Source organism: Nocardioides sp. CCNWLW239 (assembly GCF_037137035.1).
Classification (GTDB): domain Bacteria; phylum Actinomycetota; class Actinomycetes; order Propionibacteriales; family Nocardioidaceae; genus Nocardioides.
Genome location: NZ_JBBBNW010000006.1, coordinates 327422 through 343889, shown reverse-complemented (window position 1 = coordinate 343889; position 16468 = coordinate 327422). Strand labels below are relative to the sequence as shown.

Sequence of the window (16468 nt, the reverse complement as noted above, 5' to 3'; positions counted from 1 at the left end):
GAAGACTGCGACGCCCCAGCCGCCTGGACCGAAGCCCACCATCTGAACCCCTGGGCCGAAGGCGGCAGAACCGACCTGGCGAACATGGTCCTGCTGTGCCCACGGGATCATCGCCGCATCCACGACCCGAACTATGGGTATGAGCGCTTGCCGGATGGACGGATCCGGTTCACCCGCCGCACCTGAACCTGCCCGCCGCGTTGCTGCCGCCCGGGGAGGGTCGGACTGTCGGGGTGTTTCCCTGCTGTCCGTCCCTTGTGAACGCTTCACAAGGTGTCATCGGCTAGTAAAAGCACCGACGAGACATTCCCCGGCCAAGAGAGACCCCAGCCCCAGTCCCCAAGCACCTACCCAGCCAAAGGAATCCGCGCCAAACCCCGCCGAGAACACCATCCACAACGGGTCGGCGGCCCAGCCCCAGCGACACGACCAACACCGAGGACAGCCCCCAGCCCCAAAGAGACACCAAATCCGAACATGAGCCCCGGGTGAGAGAAGATGGACGCATGCGCGTCCACATCGGCTGTGACCACGCCGGTCTCGAACTGAAGTCCCACTTGATCGACCGTCTGACGGAGCTCGGCTACGAGCCTGTCGACCATGGCCCGTTCGTCTACGACGCACTCGATGACTACCCGGTCTTCTGCATCCGGGCGGCCGAGGGTGTGGTTCGGGACCGGGAGCAGGGGCTCGACAGCCTCGGGGTCGTGATCGGCGGCTCGGGCAACGGTGAGCAGATGGCGGCCAACAAGGTGACCGGGATCCGTTGCGCGCTCGCGTGGAGCGAGGAGACCGCCAAGCTCGCTCGCGACCACAACAATGCCCAGGTGGTCGCGGTCGGCGGCCGAATGCACAGTCTCGAGGACATGACGAAGTTCGTCGAGATCTTCCTGGCGGAGCCGTTCAGCGACGAGGAGCGGCACGTACGCCGCATCGAGCAACTCCACGCCTACGACGCGGACGGCGTACGTCCGCCGCTCCCTGAGTCGGCCAAGGGCCTGGGGCCGGCCGAGGACCAGGACTGATCCGGGGATGCCCGAGGGGCACACCCTCCACCGCCTCGCGCTCGATCTGAGCGACGCCTTCGCCGGCGAACAGGTGCGGGTGAGCAGCCCGCAGGGACGGTTCGCCGACTCCGCGGCGCTCCTCGACGGCCAGGTCGTCGCCGGGGCCGAGGCATGGGGCAAGCAGCTGTTCGTGGAGTTCCCGGGGGAGCAGTACGTCCACATCCATCTCGGCCTCTACGGCAAGCTCGACCTCAAGCCCTACACGGCGGAACCGCCACTGCCGGTCGGCCAGGTCCGGCTCCGTCTGGTCTCCGCCGGCTCGGCCACCGAGGGTGGGACCTACGCAGATCTACGTGGTGCCACCACATGCAACCTCGTCACCGCGGCTCAACGGGACGCGGTGGTCGCGAAGCTCGGGCCGGACCCGCTGCGCGACGACGCCGACCCCAACCGAGCATGGCTGCGGATCAGCCGGAGCCGGACGAGCATCGGTGCGCTGCTGATGGACCAGTCCGTCCTGGCGGGAGTCGGCAACGTCTACCGCGCCGAGGTGCTCTTCCGGCACCGGATCGACCCGATGCGGCCGGGCAACACGCTGCGCAGGAAGCAGTGGGAGGCCATCTGGGATGACCTGGTCGAGCTCATGAAGCTCGGCGTCCAGAGGAACCGCATCGACACCGTCCGCGACGAGCACACGCCGGAGGCGATGGGTCGCCCGCCGCGCAAGGACGATCACGGCGGCGAGGTCTACGTCTATCGCCGCAACGGCCAGCCGTGCCTGGTCTGCGGGACGAGCGTACGCACCACGGAGCTTCAGCAGCGCAACCTGTTCTGGTGCCCGAAGTGCCAGCGCACCTACCGGCCCCGGGCAACCGTGAGGAAGTAGCCCGCACTACTCTCCGGCCTGCGAGAACGACCACGCAGCCCCCACCTCGAGACCTAGAGTGAGGCCATGTCGAGCCATGCCTTCGCAGACCTCTTGCGGAGCAACGCGATCCGCCGCAGGTTCCGTGACCCGGAGCTGCGGGCGGTGCTGTGGCTCGGGCTGCTCACCATCGTCCTGACCGTCCTCGCGGCGGCTCAGACCGGCTGGCTGCAGGTGGTCCCGGTGGCCGTCCTCACCGTGCCGCTGCTGCTCGGCGCAGTGCTGCTCGGGCCGCGTACGCTCAGCTGGTTCGTCGTCTTCGTGATGGTGATGATCGTGGTCGCCGCCAGCCGGGTCACGCTCTCCGACCGGGACGCCGCCGCGATCGGGGTGCACTTCCTGCTCGGCGCGATCGTGCTGTTCGTCGCGATGCGCCGCACCTACCTCGGGGTCGGCGGCCTGAGCGACGAGCTGATGCTGCTCGACCTGACCCACAAGCTCGACCAGGGCGCGATCCCCCCGATGCCTTCCGGGTGGCTCGCGGACTCGGCGGTGCTGCCTGCGGGTGGCACCCGGTTCGCCGGCGACTTCGTGGTGGCCGCGCGGGCAGGCGAGCGGCTCGAGGTCGTCGTCGTCGACGTCTCCGGGAAGGGGGAGCGTGCCGGCACCCGCGCGCTCCAGCTCTCCGGCGCGTTCGGCGGCCTCCTGGGCGCGGTCCCGCCGGCCGACTTCCTCCCCGCCGCCAACCGCTACCTGCTCCGCCAGGACTGGCAGGAGGGTTTCGCGACCGCCGTCTACCTCTCCATCGACCTCGGCACCGGTGCCTACGAGATCCGCACGGCCGGCCACCCGCCCGCGCTCGTACGCCGCGCGGCGACCGGTCGCTGGGAGCAGGCCGAGAGCGACGGCCCGGTGCTCGGGCTCATCGACGACGTCGACTTCGACCCTTGTCTCGGCACGCTCGGGGTGGGCGACATGGTGATGCTCTACACCGACGGGGTCGTGGAGGCGCGGGGCGTCGATCTCGACCACGGCATCGGCAATCTGGTCGCCACCGCGGACCATCTCGCGGTCACCGGACGTGGGGGCGGCGCGCGCCGCCTGCTCGAAGGGCTGAGCGCCAGCGCGGACGATCGCGCGCTCGTCGCTGTCGGGAGACGGTGACGAGAACGGCACCGAACCGACCGGTGAAACCGGCCAGTAGGGGAGCCGGTTACAGGTGTGAGCCAGATCTATGGCAGGATTTCGCGGGTCGCACGAGGGCAGCTGCTCTCGCGTGCGCGGATGTAGCTCAATGGTAGAGCCTCAGTCTTCCAAACTGATTACGCGGGTTCGATTCCCGTCATCCGCTCCAAGTGCCATTCCCGCTGATTGGGGAGGGGCCCTTGACGGGGCGTAGCGTAGTGGCTAGCGCGCCTGCTTTGGGAGCAGGAGACCGCAGGTTCGAGTCCTGTCGCCCCGACATCTCCCCTGAAAATCCATACAGCCCCTGCATGCGACACCATTCTCAGAATCAAACGACAGGAGACACCCTGTGAAGAGCGCCGTCGAGACGTTGAGCCCGACCCGGGCCAAGCTGACCGTCGAGGTGCCCTTCGAGGAGCTCAAGCCGAGCCTCGACGCGGCGTACAAGCAGATCGCCAAGCAGATCAACGTCCCCGGCTTCCGCCGGGGCAAGGTCCCGCCCCAGGTGATCGACAAGCAGGTCGGCCGCGGTGCGGTGCTCTCCGAGGCGGTCAACAACGTCCTCCCGCAGATGTACTTCGACGCTCTCCAGGAGAACTCGCTCGAGCCGCTCGCGCAGCCCGAGATCGAGGTCACCAAGCTCGAGGACAACGAGACCCTCGAGTTCACCGCCGAGGTCGACGTCAAGCCCGAGATCACGCTGCCCGACTACGCCGGCATCGAGGCGAAGGTCGACGACATCGAGCTCACCGACGCTGACGTCGAGGAGCAGATCCAGGCGATGCGCGAGCGTTTCGGCACCCTCAAGGACGTCGAGCGCCCCGCCGCAGACGGTGACTTCGTGGTCATCGACCTGAAGGCCACCAAGGACGGCGAGGACGTCGATGGCGCCGAGGCCGTCGGGATGAGCTACCAGGTCGGCAAGGGCGGCATGCTCGACGGTCTCGACGAGGCCATCACCGGTCTGTCCGCCGGCGAGTCCAAGGACTTCAAGAGCACCCTCGTGGGCGGTGAGCTGGTCGGCCAGGAGGTCGACGTCAACGTCACCGTCAACCAGGTGCAGGAGCAGGAGCTCCCGGAGTACGACGACGAGTTCGCCCAGCTCGCCAGCGAGTTCGACACCGTCAAGGAGCTCGAGGAGGACGTCCGCACCCGCCTCGGCAACGGCAAGCGCCTCGAGCAGGCCGCCGCCGCCCGTGACGCCGTCCTCGAGGCCCTCCTGGAGAAGGTCGAGATCCCGCTCCCGGAGAGCATCGTCGCCGACGAGCTCAACGCGCGCCGCGAGGGCATCGAGCAGCAGCTCGGCTTCGCCGGCCTCACCTTCGAGAAGTACCTCGAGGACGAGGAGCAGACGATCGAGGAGTTCGAGGCCGACCTCGAGCGCCGCGTTCGTGACGCCGTCGCCGCCCAGCTGATCCTCGACCAGATCGCCAAGGAGAAGGAGATCGGGGTCGAGCAGCAGGAGCTGACCGAGCACATGATGCGCCGTGCGCAGCAGTCCGGTCAGGACCCGCAGGAGTTCGTCAACCACATGCTCGAGCACAACCACGTGCCCGAGCTGGTCCAGGAGATCCTGCGCGGCAAGGCGCTGGCCCAGCTGGTCGAGGCCGCCACGGTCACCGATGAGTCCGGCAACCACGTCGAGCTGAAGAACCTGCGCCCTGACGGCACCATCGGCGAGGACGAGCCCGAGACCGCTGACGAGGCCGCCGACGAGGCTGCTGAGAGCGACGAGGCTTCCGAGAAGACCGACGCCTGATCATCAGACGTACGCCGCCCCTGCCCGATCCGGGCAGGGGCGGTTTCGTCTTGTGGCAACGCTGGAGCTACTGGGAGTCGTAGTTGTCCGTCGGGTCGCCGGAGACCTCCAGGTGCTTGGCCGCGCAGTGGGTCCGGGACAGACCCTGCTCCACGCACCACTCCAGTGCGGGCGCGGAGGTGTCGCTGGGATAGGGCACCACGACGGCGTACATCCCCGGCTTCACGTAGGAGCTCGGCCACTCGCCGGTGTCGAGGAGCAGCACGTCGGGATGGTCGGACTTGAGCTTCTGGTAGCGAGACAGTGCCCTGTGCCAGTCGGCGTCGCCGCCGTCGCCGGCACCGACGGCCGCGAGCTGCGGGATCCAGGTGCCGATGAGCTTGCTGGCTGCCTCGGTGTCCACCCGGGAGATACGGAGCAGCTGGTCCTCCGGGGGCGCGTCGGGGTCCACGGAAGGCTCGGTCGACGGCGTGGTCGTGGTGGGGCTGGTCGAAGGGTTCGCCTCGGTCTGGCCCGGGCGGTTCCCGTCCTTGCCGACGATGAAGCCGAGCACCCCGGCGACGAGCACCAGCACCGCGATCGCGACCAGGATCGGGGCGGTCCGGCTCGTGCGCGGGTCCTGGGCAGGCGAGCCCGGCGACATCGACGGTGTCGGCTCGGGCCCGTCGTCGAAGACGAATCCACGGGTGCTGCGAGGAGCGGCCGCGTCGTCGACCTCGTCGACGAAGAGCGGGCGGTGATGCTCCGGGGGAGCGAGCAGCGAGCTGCCGCAGCCGATGCAGAAGATGGCTCCCGGAAGCAGCGGATCGCCGCACGACGGGCAGCGTGACTCCTTCTCGTCGCTCACCGGACCGTCACCCCCTTCCCCCTTCGACGGTAACCCGTGAAGACGGCCATCGTCACGTAACTTCTGTAACAACAGCCTCACAAACACCATACGCGCGAGTGAACGCAAACGTACGAGATACCACGGCGGGGATGTGATCCGAGACACAATCGTGGGGACCGTACGGCGCAGATGGACCCGGCTCCGCGGCGCAGGCCCTACGCTTCCAGCGTGAGCTCCAGCCCCGAGACCGTCCGCGCCGTGGTCCTCAACGTCGAGGACGCCCCGGTGGACCCCGATGCCGCGGAGCAGCTCGACCGCGGCCAGGGCACGGTGGCCGGCCTCGTCGGGCTGGCCCGGTTCGCCTGGCGCATCACGGCCTTCGCGCGGCGGCCGTTCGTGGCTCCGTTCGCGCTCGCGACGCCGATCGTCCGCGGCGTCGTCACCGCCGAGTCCGGGCCCGCGGTCGGCGTTCGTCACCAGGGCCGATCGGTCAGCCCGGAGGAGTGGGCGGCGGTGCAGCGGCACGCGGGAACGAGCTCTCGTGTCCTGGTCCTGATCCCGCCGACGGGCCGGGACGAGACCGTCTGGGACGCAGGCTCCGAGTCGACCGGCGCGACGTACGCGGACCGGCTCGCCGAGCTGCTCGGCTGGATGCCGCTGCACCTGCACGTCTCGGCCGGCAGCGCGTCGGTGCCGGCCGCGGTCGCGCTCAGCAGCCGGATCCAGGAGTGCATGGACGCCCTGGCAGCGGAGTCGCCCATCGATGCGGCCGACTCACCTCGCATCGTCCTGGTCGGGTACGCCGGCGGCGGCCTGATCGCCCGCAACGCGCTCGGGGTGGCGACCTCGGCGGCTCGACCGTGGACCACGTACGTCACCGAGCTGATCGCCCTCGGCACGACTCCCTACGCGGTCACGTCGGCGCCGATCTCGAGCGGGGTCGGCAAGCAGCTCGACGAGCACCTCGCTGGGATCGCGGTCGTCGGTGCGGACGAGGCGATGCTGCCGCCGCGGCCGGACGTGGACTACCTGCTGGTCACCGACAAGGCGACCTCGCGACCCAACCGGGTCGGGCGCCTCTTCGGGGAGATCCTGTGGTGGCGGCACAAGACTCCGTTGCGGTCGCGACGGGTGCGCGACCTCTTCCCGACCGCGGAGCGGTTCACGCTCTCGACCGACGAGACGCCGCTCTCGAACCATCCGGCGGTGCACGACGCGCTGCTGCGCTGGCTGGCGTAGCGCCGGCACGGGCACAGCTTTCGACCCTCACGCGCGACGCGGATCGTGAGGCGACCACCGGACGGTGCAGTTCTGCCGTCGGCGAACAATGGCACACCAGCCGTGGAACAACTGGCTTCGGCGGCTAGTGTCGATCCTGTGAACATCGACTCCAGCGCGGCTGACGCTCACGCCGGTGCCCCAGGGCTCTCTCCGAGCCTGGGCGGCAACGGCGGCGGTTTGAGCCTTCTCGACGACAACATCTACAACCGACTGCTGCGGGAGCGCATCGTCTTCCTCGGCTCCGAGGTCCGTGACCAGAACGCCAATGCGATCTGTGCGCAGCTCCTGCTGCTCTCCGCGGAGGACCCCGAGGCCGACATCTTCCTTCACATCAACTCGCCCGGTGGCTCGGTGGATGCCGGTATGGCCATCTACGACACCATGAACTACATCCCCAACGACGTGGCCACCGTCGGCATGGGTCTGGCCGCCTCGATGGGCCAGTTCCTCCTCTGCGCCGGCGCGAAGGGCAAGCGCTACGCGCTGCCCCACGCGCGGATCATGATGCACCAGCCCTCCTCGGGTATGGGCGGCTCGGCCTCCGACATCAAGATCCAGGCCCAGCAGTCCCTGCACATCAAGAAGGTGCTGCTGGACCTGATCAGCGAGCACACCGGCCAGAGCGTCGACCAGGTGACCAAGGACGCCGACCGCGACCGCTGGTTCACCGCCTCCGAGGCGCTCGACTACGGCCTGGTCGACCAGGTCATCAAGAGCGCGAAGGAAGCCTCCGACGAGGGCCGCCCCGCCCACAAGAAGGACTGAGGACATGAACTACTACATCCCGCAGTGGGAGGAGCGTACGTCCTACGGCGTCCGCCGGATCGACCCCTACGCCAAGCTCTTCGAGGACCGGATCATCTACCTGGGCACCCCGATCAGCGACGATGTCGCCAACGCGGTCATCGCCCAGCTGCTCTGCCTGCAGTCGATGAACCCGGACCAGGACATCTCGATCTACATCAACAGCCCGGGCGGCTCGTTCACGGCCTGCACCGCGATCTACGACACGATGCAGTTCATCAAGCCGGACGTGCAGACCGTCTGCATCGGTCAGGCCGCCTCGGCCGCCGCGATCCTGCTGGGCGCGGGTGCGCACGGCAAGCGGATGGCACTGCCCAACAGTCGCATCCTGATCCACCAGCCCTACACCGAGGGCACGTTCGGCCAGACCTCTGACATCGAGATCCAGGCCAACGAGATCCTGCGGATGCGTGAGCTGCTCGAGAAGATGATCGCCGACCACAGCGGCAAGTCGATGGACGAGGTCAGCCACGACATCGAGCGCGACAAGATCCTCACCGCCGCCCAGGCGGTCGAGTACGGCCTGATCGACTCGGTGCTCGAGTCGCTCAAGACGCCGGCGCTCGTTTGACCCTCGGGCCCCGCGCCGCTCCCACATCGAAGGCGCGGCGCGGGGTACCGTCAGTAATTATTCGGACCTAGCAGCACAAGTCGGGGAAGGAAGGCCACTCGTGGCACGCATCGGCGACGGAGGTGACCTGCTGAAGTGCTCCTTCTGCGGGAAGAGCCAGAAGCAGGTCAAGAAGCTCATCGCGGGTCCCGGCGTCTACATCTGTGACGAGTGCATCGACCTCTGCAACGAGATCATCGAGGAGGAGCTCAACGAGGGCTCCGAGGTGGAGATCGCCGACCTCCCCAAGCCGAAGGAGATCTTCGACTTCCTCAACTCCTACGTCATCGGCCAGGAGCAGGCGAAGAAGTCGCTCGCGGTGGCGGTCTACAACCACTACAAGCGCGTCCAGGCGGGCCTGCAGCCCGGAGGCCCGCAGGGCCCCGGCAAGCACGCCAAGGAGGAGCAGGTCGAGGTCGCCAAGTCCAACATCTTGGTGATCGGCCCGACCGGCTGCGGCAAGACCTACCTGGCCCAGACGCTGGCCCGGATGCTCAACGTCCCGTTCGCGATCGCGGACGCCACCGCGCTGACCGAGGCCGGCTACGTCGGCGAGGACGTCGAGAACATCCTCCTCAAGCTGATCCAGGCCGCCGACTACGACGTCAAGAAGGCCGAGACCGGCATCATCTACATCGACGAGATCGACAAGGTGGCCCGCAAGGCGGAGAACCCCTCGATCACGCGCGACGTCTCCGGTGAGGGCGTGCAGCAGGCACTGCTGAAGATCATCGAGGGCACCACCGCCTCGGTGCCGCCGCAGGGTGGCCGCAAGCACCCGCACCAGGAGTTCATCCAGATCGACACCACCAACATCCTCTTCGTGGTGGGTGGTGCCTTCGCCGGTCTGGAGCACATCATCGAGCAGCGGGTCGGCAAGAAGACCCTCGGCTTCACCGCGGAGGTGCGCGGCAAGGCCGAGAAGGAAGCCGAGGACCTCCTCAAGCTGGTCCGCCCCGAGGACCTCACCAAGTTCGGGCTGATCCCGGAGTTCATCGGCCGCCTGCCTCTGATCGCGAGCGTCGAGAAGCTCGACCAGGCCGCGTTGGTGCAGATCCTGACGGAGCCGCGCAACGCCCTGGTGAAGCAATACCAGAAGCTCTTCGACCTCGACGGTGTCGAGCTCGAGTTCACCGAGGACGCGGTCACCGCCATCGCCGACAAGGCCCTCGAGCGTGGCACCGGCGCCCGCGGCCTGCGCGCCATCATCGAAGAGGTCCTCCTCTACGTGATGTACGACGTGCCCTCGCGTGGCGACGTCGGCAAGGTGATCGTGACCCGTGAGGTCGTCGAGGACGGCGAGATGCCGACGCTCGTGCCTCGGGAGAAGGAAACCAAGAAGAAGTCGGCCTAGGACGGCCACCAGGGCATGTCTGGCACATCCGCGCAGCTCGCGTTCGCGCCCGCCGCGTCTTCACCAGACATGCCCTAGCCCGTTTGGGTCATTTTCGCCGTTCGGGTCGGTATCGGCCCGAACGGTCGGACACAATACGAACTGATGATCATCTGTACCTTTCCAGCTCCGTCACTCGGTAGGGAAGTGGGCACGTGAGGTTCCAGAGGGGCCCGGTGGTGGCCTATGCCGCCGTGGTGCTCATCGGCCTGCTCGTGATCGTCCAGACCCTCAGCCCCGACGTGTCCGCGTTGCACCGGGTGCCGCGTACGCTGTCCGGCCAGGCCGAGTTCACGGTGGTCCCGCCGGCACCGTCCCCTGATGTCTCCGGGGTGTCGAAGATCCCCAGCACCCCACCGGAAGCGGGGCGAGGCAACGACCAGCGGGAGCCTGCCGAGCCTGAGAAGCCGGCGGAGAAGAAGCCGGACATGGTGCCGTCGGCTCCGCCCGAGGAGCAGCCCGAGACGCCGACGCCCGACGAGCCCGCGGAGCCTGCCGACCCAGGGGAGGGCAACGACGAGGCCACCCCGCCCACGTTGGTGCCGCCGGTCGGGCCGATCCCGGGCATCATGGCGCCGCTGCTGTGGCCGTTCGTGGCCGAGGAGGACGCCAAGCCCGTCGATGAGGCGGTGCCGATGTTCCTGCGTCAACTGATCGCCGCCGACGCCGGGGTCCCGGTCGAGTCGCTGCCGTTGGAAGAGCCCAAGGACGAGCGGAAGTCCGACGAGGCGAATGAGCAGACGACGAAGCAGCCTGACGCGCGACCGGACGAGCGCGAGTCCGACGCCGAGCGGGTCACCCGGGACGCCTGCGAGCTCACTGCCGCGATGGCCGAGGACGTCAAGACGTTGCCGGGAGCGAGCGAGGCCCCCGCACCGGAGGCCACGCCCGAGTGCGCTGAGGCGTGCGCTGAGCCGAAGACCCCGGTAGGGTCGTCGCCCGCAGCCGACCCCGAGGTCACCACCGATTCCGCCGAACCGTCCGACGCGACGACGGAGTCGGCGGAGCCGAAGGACCAGGACGGTCCGGAGGAGCTCGAGGAGCCGAAGGGCGGCGGCAAGGACGAGAAGACGTGTGCCGAGAAATCGGTGCAGTAGAGATCACTCCGATGGCGACCCGCACCACGCCAGAGTGACCGGCCGAGCGAATCCCCCCGGACGCTGGGCCGGAGTGAGGGACGAAGCAGGCCCCGGACCGCGATACGGTCCGGGGCCCGCTCCGTCGTTCGGATGCGCGGTGGTGACGCTCAGGCCTCCTCGGAGACCTCGGCGAGCTCAGCGGTGACGGTGATCTCCGTGGCGTTCTCGTCGACGGTGAAGAAGAGATCGCCGACGATGTTGCCGACCCGCTTGAGGTCGGGCGCGGCGGCCTCGGCGTCCTTGACCAGCTTGGCGGGCCCGGTGACCTCGGCCTTCGCCAACGGGTGGCGCATCTTCACCTTCGCCGTCGACTTCGCGCCACGGATCCCGCTCAGCGTCGCCGCGACGGCGTCGAGGGCAGCCGCGTCGGCGGCAGCCGCAGTGCCGAGCTCGAGCTCACGCGGCCACGCGGAGGTGTGGATCGAACCGGTCTGCCACCACGACCAGACCTCCTCCGTGACGTACGGCAGGAAGGGGGCCAGCAGTCGGAGCTGGACGTGCAGGGCCGTGGCCAGGGTCGCGCGAGCCGACTCGGTGGCGAGGCCGCCGTCGGCGTCGTAGGCACGTTCCTTGACCAGCTCGAGGTAGTCGTCGCAGAACTCCCAGAAGAACTTCTCCGAGGTCTCCAACGCGGTCGAGTAGTCGTAGGCGGTGAAGGCGTCGGTCGCCTTGGTGATCGTCTCCTTGAGGCGGGCCATCAGCGCGCAGTCGACCGGCTGGGTGATCGCGACCGGGTTGAGCGTGGTCGCGCCGACGTTGCCGAGGACGAACTTGGAGGCGTTGAGGATCTTCATCGCCAGTCGGCGACCGACCTTCATCTGGGTCTCGTCGAACGGCGAGTCCATGCCCGGACGGGTCAGCGCGGCGCGCCAGCGGACCGCGTCGGCACCGAACTTCTCGAGGATCTCGGTCGGGACGACGACGTTGCCCTTCGACTTCGACATCTTCTTGCGGTCGGGGTCGAGGATCCAGCCGGCGATCATCGCGTGGCTCCACGGGACGGTGCCGTCCTCGAGGTGGGCGCGGACGATGCGGCCGAAGAGCCAGGTGCGGATGATCTCGTGGCTCTGGGTGCACAGGTCCATCGGGTAGACCCGGCTGAACAGGTCGGGGTCGGCCTCCCAGCCGCCGGCGATCTGCGGGGTCAGCGACGAGGTCGCCCAGGTGTCCATCACGTCCGGGTCGCCCTGGAAGCCGCCCGGCTTGCCGCGCTGCGCCTCCTCGTAGCCGGCCGGGACGTCCGTGGACGGGTCGATCGGCAGCTGGTCCTCGCTCGGCAGCAGCGGCTTGTCGTAGTCGGGGTTGCCCTCGGCGTCGAGCGCGTACCAGACCGGGAACGGGATGCCGAAGAAGCGCTGGCGCGAGATCAGCCAGTCGCCGTTGAGGCCACCGACCCAGTTGTCGTAGCGGTGACGCATGTGCTCGGGCAGCCAGGACAGTTCGCCGCCGCGGGCCAGCAGCTGCTGGCGCAGCTCGGGGTTGCGGCCACCGTTGGTGATGTACCACTGCCGGCTGGCGACGATCTCGAGCGGCTTGTCGCCGCGCTCGTAGAAGTTGGCCATCCGCTGGGTCTTCTTCGGCTCGCCGTCGAGGTCGCCGGAGTCGCGGATCATCGCGACGACCGCCTCACGGGCCGAGTGGACGGTCTTGCCCTTGAGTTCCTCGTAGGCGGCGACGCCGGCCTCGGTGGTGATCCACTCCGGGGTCTCGCGGGAGAAGCGGCCGTCGCGGCCGATCAGCGCACGGGCCGGCAGGTTGAGCTCACGCCACCACTGGACGTCGGTGAGGTCGCCCCAGGTGCAGCACATCGCGATACCGGCGCCCTTGTCCATCTCCGCGGCCTCGTGGGCGAGGACGGGGATCTCGACGCCGAAGATCGGGCTGGTGACGGTCTTGCCGAACAGGTCCTTGTAGCGGTCGTCGTCGGGGTGCGCGATCAGCGCGACGACGCTCGGGATCAGCTCGGGACGGGTGGTCTCGATGTGGACCTGGGTGCCGTCAGGACGGTGGAAGGCGACGCGGTGGAAGAAGCCGGGGTAGTCCTTCGCCTCCAGCTCGGCCTGGGCGACCGCGGTCTGGAAGGTGACGTCCCACAGGGTCGGCGCCTCCTGCAGGTAGGCCTCGCCGCGGGCCAGGTTGCGCAGGAACGCCTTCTGCGAGGCGGTCTGGGAGACCTTGCCGATGGTCGTGTATTGCTGGTCCCAGTCGAAGGAGAGACCCAGCGTGCGCCACAGGTCCTCGAAGACCTTTTCGTCCTCGACGACGAGCTGGTTGCACAGCTCGACGAAGTTGGGCCGGCTGATCGAGATCTGGCGCTTCGGGTCCGGCTTCTCCGGCGGGGTGAAGTCGGGGTCGTAGGGCAGGCTCGGGTCGCAGCGGACGCCGAAGTAGTTCTGGACGCGACGCTCGGTCGGCAGACCGTTGTCGTCCCAGCCGATCGGGTAGAAGACCGACTTGCCGTTCATCCGCTGGAAGCGGGCGATCAGGTCGGGGTGGGTGTAGGAGAAGACGTGGCCGACGTGCAGGCTGCCGGAGACGGTCGGCGGCGGGGTGTCGATCGAGTAGACGTTCTCGCGCGGCTGGCTGCGGTCGAAGGCGTAGGTCTTGTCGTTCTTCCACTGCTCGGCCCACTTGGCCTCCAGGCCCTCGAGGACCGGCTTGTCCGGTACGGCGACTACGCGCTGCTCAGCGGGCGTCGTCGTCTCCGGTGCGGTCTGCGTGGGCGTGGTCTCAGTCATGGGACCAAATCCTATGGGCGCGCGGTTGCTGGCGCGAAACCCGGTTGAGACCGGCGCCGCGGGCTCGGCATGCTTCGGTCATGGTCACCATCGAGTTCTTCACCGACGCAGCCGAGTTCCTCATCGAGGCGAAGGACTACCTTGCCGCGGAGCCGCTGACCGCGAGCGTGCTCGCCACCAACGCGGAGCGGGCGACTCGACTGGCTCAGCAGGACGAGCCGTACCGGTGGTTCGCGGTCGCTCGAGACGACGATCAGGTCGTCGGGGCGGCGATGCGGACGGCGCCGTTCCAGCCGTATCCGCTGTACGTCTGCCCGATGCCCGAGGCGGCCGCGCTCGAGCTGGCGCGACGGCTGCACGAGCGTGGGGAGTATGCAGGTGGGGCCAACGGGGCGCTCCCGGCCGCCCGGACGGTCGTCGAGGAGACCGCCCGTCTCGCCGGCGGGGAGGTGACCGTGGCGATGGCGTCCCGTCTGCACGAGCTCGGCTCGCTGGTGATGCCGTCCGGCGTGCCCGGGCGTGCCCGCCGGGCGACGTACGACGATCTCGAGCTGTGCCGCGAGTGGCTGAACGACTTCGGCCACGCCGCCAGGGAGCAGTCGGAGAACCCCGACTTCGCTCACGAGGCCACCGTCCACGATGACGATCACGTGCGGCGCAAGATCGACGAGTTCGTCCTGCTGTGGGAGGTCGACGGCACGGTCGTGTCGCTCGCCGGAGCTACCCCACCGGTGCACGGCGTGATCCGGATCGCTCCGGTCTACACGCCGGTGTCAGAACGCGGGAAGGGCTACGGCGCCGCGGTCACCGCCGAGGCCTCCCGGATTCTCGGAGCCGACGGCACCCGGCTCTGCCTGTTCACCGACGTCGACAACCCCGTCTCCAACCACGTCTACGCCAAGATCGGCTACCGCCCGGTCGTCGACATGGCCGACCACACCCTCGTCCCGTCAGTCGACCCGATCAGTCGACGGTGAAGCGGCGGCCGAGGTAGTGGTCGACGGCGGGCCAGAGGTGGCCTTCTGACTCGGCGGCGTCGGTCCAGTGCAGGGACCAGCCGTTGCCGGCGGTGGTGGTGATGTCGGCGGAGCGGCGGCCGGTGCTGCCGTGCTTGAGATGGAGGGCGCGGATGTGGCCCCAGGGGAGGAAGGTGGCGTAGGGGGAGGTCGCGACGTCTGCGGGTGGTCTGTCCAGGGCGCGCTGGATGAGTTTCCTGCCGGGTGAGCCGGAGGTCAGCGAGGCCAAGCCCGTCGCGAGACGGTCGGAGCCGGAGGGCTTGAGCAGCATCAGGCCGGCGTCGGTCGCCAGGAGCGTACGGAAGCCGTCGCCGGAGATCGGGGCCAGGGCTCCGATGTAGCCGTCGGGCGACGTGGGGGCCGGTGTCTCGTGGGTGTGCACCGGCGGGTCGGGGTCGACCTGTGCGTCGAGCTGGTGGACCCAGGCACGCAGCGCGGCGGCGTATCCGGGGGAGCCGAGGGCCTCGTAGGCGAGGTTCTCGGGGTCGACGTCCTGGCCGGTGAGGTCGACCAGCCGCCATGGACCGGACCAGCTGAGCTCGTAGCGAGCCTTGTCCTCGCTGACGAGCTCGTGGGCGAGGGCGGCGCCGAGGAGACGGGCGATGATCCGCCGGCGGGTCTCGGGGGTCGAGAACTCGGCCTCGACGAGGTCGAGGAGGGTGTCGAGGTTGCCGGAGGCGACCAGGTCGAGGGCTCCGCGTACGGTGGCCGGCTCGATCTGGTTCTCGCGCATCGCGTCGAGGAGGATCTCGGCGTTGACGGCTGCTGCGCGGGCGCCGGCGACCGTCACGATCTCGGCCATCGGGGCCGGGGTCAGGCCCGAGCCGGCGAACGTCTTGTCCTCGAGGGCGAGGAAGTTCTGGGACGGGTAGCGCAGGATGCTGGTGGCGTTGCCGGACCTGTCGCCTTCCGCCTCCTCGGAGGAGTCGGCGGAGGCCATCGCCTCCAGTCGTGCGATCCGCTCCGACAGCGGCGGATGCGAGTCGTAGGCCGACGACGGCGCCGTGGGCGGTGCTGCGCTGATACGGGCGAGCTCCTCGAGACGCGCGGGGTCGCTCATCAGGTGGGTGAAGTTGTCGAAGAAGCGCGTGGGCCGCAGGCCGTAGTGGGTGCCGGCCTCGACGTACTGCTCCAGGTAGATGTGCCAGGCGGCGTCGAGCGCGGGCAGGGTACGCAGGGTGGTCGCCGCGGTCCGTGGCCCGGCGATCTTCGCGCTGAGTCGGTCGGCGTCGAGCTCATGGGCGTGCGCGAGCGGTCTGGTGAGGGCGAAGAAGGCACGCGCGTACGTCCGGAAGGGCCGCTTCACCAGCGGGTTCGAGAGACCGGCGGCGACCTCGGCGATCGCCAGGCGGCTGCGGTGGAGGAGAGCACCGAGCCGGGTGTGGAGGGTGCTGTGGTGCCCGAGCTCGTGGGCGAGCACCGCGTGGAGCTGGTTGCGGGAGAGTCCCTGCAGGAGAGGCACGCCGAGGAACAGGCGCCGGGTCCCGGTCCTGAGCCCGAGGAGACGGGTCTCCTCGCTGACGGCGGCATTGGCGTCCGGCACCAGGCGGATCTCGTCGGGCGCGCGGGTGCCGGCGGTGGCAGCCAGCTGGCGGACCTCCGCCCACAAGGTCGGCTGATCCTGCTCGGTGAGGACGAGCCCGCCGAGGTCGCTCACGGTCCGGGAGCGGCCGCGGGGGAGCGCCTGCTTCCCGACGAGCGCGAGGGCAGCCAGCACGTAGGCACCGGCCAGGAGCGAGACCGCGAGAGCGGCCCGGAGCGTACGCATGAATGGTGGACCTTGTGGGGGATGGGGTTCAGTCCGAGATCAGGGGGAGGGTAGCGGGTCCGGCGATTCGCTGG

General features: G+C 68.9%; 14 protein-coding genes and 2 tRNA genes. 13 read left to right on the top strand and 3 right to left on the bottom strand.

The genetic code is table 11. The features are described from left to right. The 7 genes from WBG06_RS22270 to tig form a co-directional block, all read left to right on the top strand. A partial coding sequence (locus tag WBG06_RS22270) for an HNH endonuclease signature motif containing protein (RefSeq protein WP_336739346.1) occupies nucleotides 1-186 on the top strand: 186 nt, incomplete at its 5' end. A gap of 320 nt (nucleotides 187-506) precedes the next feature. Further along, nucleotides 507-1025, top strand: a complete 519-nt coding sequence (locus WBG06_RS22265) for a ribose-5-phosphate isomerase (protein WP_336739344.1) — start codon at nucleotides 507-509, stop codon at nucleotides 1023-1025. 7 nt (nucleotides 1026-1032) lie between these two features. Next, a complete protein-coding gene (locus WBG06_RS22260) occupies nucleotides 1033-1893 on the top strand; it encodes an Fpg/Nei family DNA glycosylase (RefSeq protein WP_336739342.1) in 861 nt (286 codons plus the stop codon). Between the two features lie 66 nt (nucleotides 1894-1959). Continuing rightward, complete coding sequence (locus tag WBG06_RS22255) at nucleotides 1960-3036, top strand: PP2C family protein-serine/threonine phosphatase (RefSeq protein ID WP_336739340.1); 1077 nt, start codon at nucleotides 1960-1962, stop codon at nucleotides 3034-3036. Nucleotides 3037-3152: 116 nt separating this feature from the next. Next, a tRNA-Gly gene (locus WBG06_RS22250) sits at nucleotides 3153-3226 on the top strand. A gap of 35 nt (nucleotides 3227-3261) precedes the next feature. After that, nucleotides 3262-3334 (top strand) — tRNA-Pro (locus tag WBG06_RS22245). Between the two features lie 72 nt (nucleotides 3335-3406). After that, the gene (gene tig, locus WBG06_RS22240) at nucleotides 3407-4816 is read left to right on the top strand and encodes a trigger factor (protein WP_336739338.1); all 1410 of its coding nucleotides are present in this window, start codon (nucleotides 3407-3409) and stop codon (nucleotides 4814-4816) included. Between the two features lie 67 nt (nucleotides 4817-4883). Here the strand turns inward: tig and WBG06_RS22235 are convergent, their stop codons facing one another. Beyond that, nucleotides 4884-5663 (bottom strand): zinc ribbon domain-containing protein, encoded by a 780-nt coding sequence (locus tag WBG06_RS22235; RefSeq protein WP_336739337.1) that lies wholly within the window; start codon nucleotides 5661-5663, stop codon nucleotides 4884-4886. Between the two features lie 210 nt (nucleotides 5664-5873). Here WBG06_RS22235 and WBG06_RS22230 point away from each other — a divergent pair, with 210 nt between their 5' ends. The 5 genes from WBG06_RS22230 (at nucleotide 5874) to WBG06_RS22210 (ending at nucleotide 10830) form a co-directional block, all read left to right on the top strand. Next, entirely contained in the window at nucleotides 5874-6884 is a 1011-nt protein-coding gene (locus tag WBG06_RS22230; RefSeq protein ID WP_336739335.1) for a hypothetical protein, read from the top strand. A gap of 198 nt (nucleotides 6885-7082) precedes the next feature. Further along, the gene (locus WBG06_RS22225) at nucleotides 7083-7691 is read left to right on the top strand and encodes an ATP-dependent Clp protease proteolytic subunit (protein ID WP_442945497.1); all 609 of its coding nucleotides are present in this window, start codon (nucleotides 7083-7085) and stop codon (nucleotides 7689-7691) included. A 4-nt stretch (nucleotides 7692-7695) separates the two neighbouring features. Beyond that, nucleotides 7696-8301 carry an ATP-dependent Clp protease proteolytic subunit gene (locus WBG06_RS22220; RefSeq protein WP_091049270.1) on the top strand — a complete coding sequence of 202 codons (606 nt, stop codon included), beginning with the start codon at nucleotides 7696-7698 and terminating at the stop codon, nucleotides 8299-8301. Between the two features lie 100 nt (nucleotides 8302-8401). Further along, entirely contained in the window at nucleotides 8402-9694 is a 1293-nt protein-coding gene (clpX, locus tag WBG06_RS22215) for an ATP-dependent Clp protease ATP-binding subunit ClpX (RefSeq protein ID WP_336739332.1), read from the top strand. Between the two features lie 194 nt (nucleotides 9695-9888). Beyond that, nucleotides 9889-10830 carry a hypothetical protein gene (locus WBG06_RS22210; protein WP_336739331.1) on the top strand — a complete coding sequence of 314 codons (942 nt, stop codon included), beginning with the start codon at nucleotides 9889-9891 and terminating at the stop codon, nucleotides 10828-10830. A 149-nt stretch (nucleotides 10831-10979) separates the two neighbouring features. Here WBG06_RS22210 and valS read toward each other — a convergent pair whose 3' ends face one another. After that, nucleotides 10980-13610 (bottom strand): valine--tRNA ligase, encoded by a 2631-nt coding sequence (gene valS / locus WBG06_RS22205; RefSeq protein WP_336739329.1) that lies wholly within the window; start codon nucleotides 13608-13610, stop codon nucleotides 10980-10982. An 80-nt stretch (nucleotides 13611-13690) separates the two neighbouring features. Here valS and WBG06_RS22200 point away from each other — a divergent pair, with 80 nt between their 5' ends. Next, the gene (locus WBG06_RS22200) at nucleotides 13691-14587 is read left to right on the top strand and encodes a GNAT family N-acetyltransferase (RefSeq protein ID WP_336739327.1); all 897 of its coding nucleotides are present in this window, start codon (nucleotides 13691-13693) and stop codon (nucleotides 14585-14587) included. On the opposite strand, the gene WBG06_RS22195 is transcribed toward WBG06_RS22200, so the two are convergent. Further along, nucleotides 14574-16394 carry a M48 family metallopeptidase gene (locus WBG06_RS22195; protein ID WP_336739325.1) on the bottom strand — a complete coding sequence of 607 codons (1821 nt, stop codon included), beginning with the start codon at nucleotides 16392-16394 and terminating at the stop codon, nucleotides 14574-14576. The genes WBG06_RS22200 and WBG06_RS22195 overlap by 14 nt on opposite strands. Nucleotides 16395-16468: the final 74 nt, after the last annotated feature.

Excerpts from the sequence above, each read along its gene's own strand:
- WBG06_RS22255 (WP_336739340.1), top strand. The coding sequence starts at position 1,960 with ATGTCGAGCCATGCCTTCGCAGACCTCTTGCGGAGCAACGCGATCCGC.
- WBG06_RS22260 (WP_336739342.1), top strand. The coding sequence starts at position 1,033 with ATGCCCGAGGGGCACACCCTCCACCGCCTCGCGCTCGATCTGAGCGAC.
- WBG06_RS22220 (WP_091049270.1), top strand. The coding sequence starts at position 7,696 with ATGAACTACTACATCCCGCAGTGGGAGGAGCGTACGTCCTACGGCGTC.
- WBG06_RS22200 (WP_336739327.1), top strand. The coding sequence starts at position 13,691 with ATGGTCACCATCGAGTTCTTCACCGACGCAGCCGAGTTCCTCATCGAG.
- WBG06_RS22265 (WP_336739344.1), top strand. The coding sequence starts at position 507 with ATGCGCGTCCACATCGGCTGTGACCACGCCGGTCTCGAACTGAAGTCC.
- WBG06_RS22195 (WP_336739325.1), bottom strand. The coding sequence starts at position 16,394 with ATGCGTACGCTCCGGGCCGCTCTCGCGGTCTCGCTCCTGGCCGGTGCC.
- valS (WP_336739329.1), bottom strand. The coding sequence starts at position 13,610 with ATGACTGAGACCACGCCCACGCAGACCGCACCGGAGACGACGACGCCC.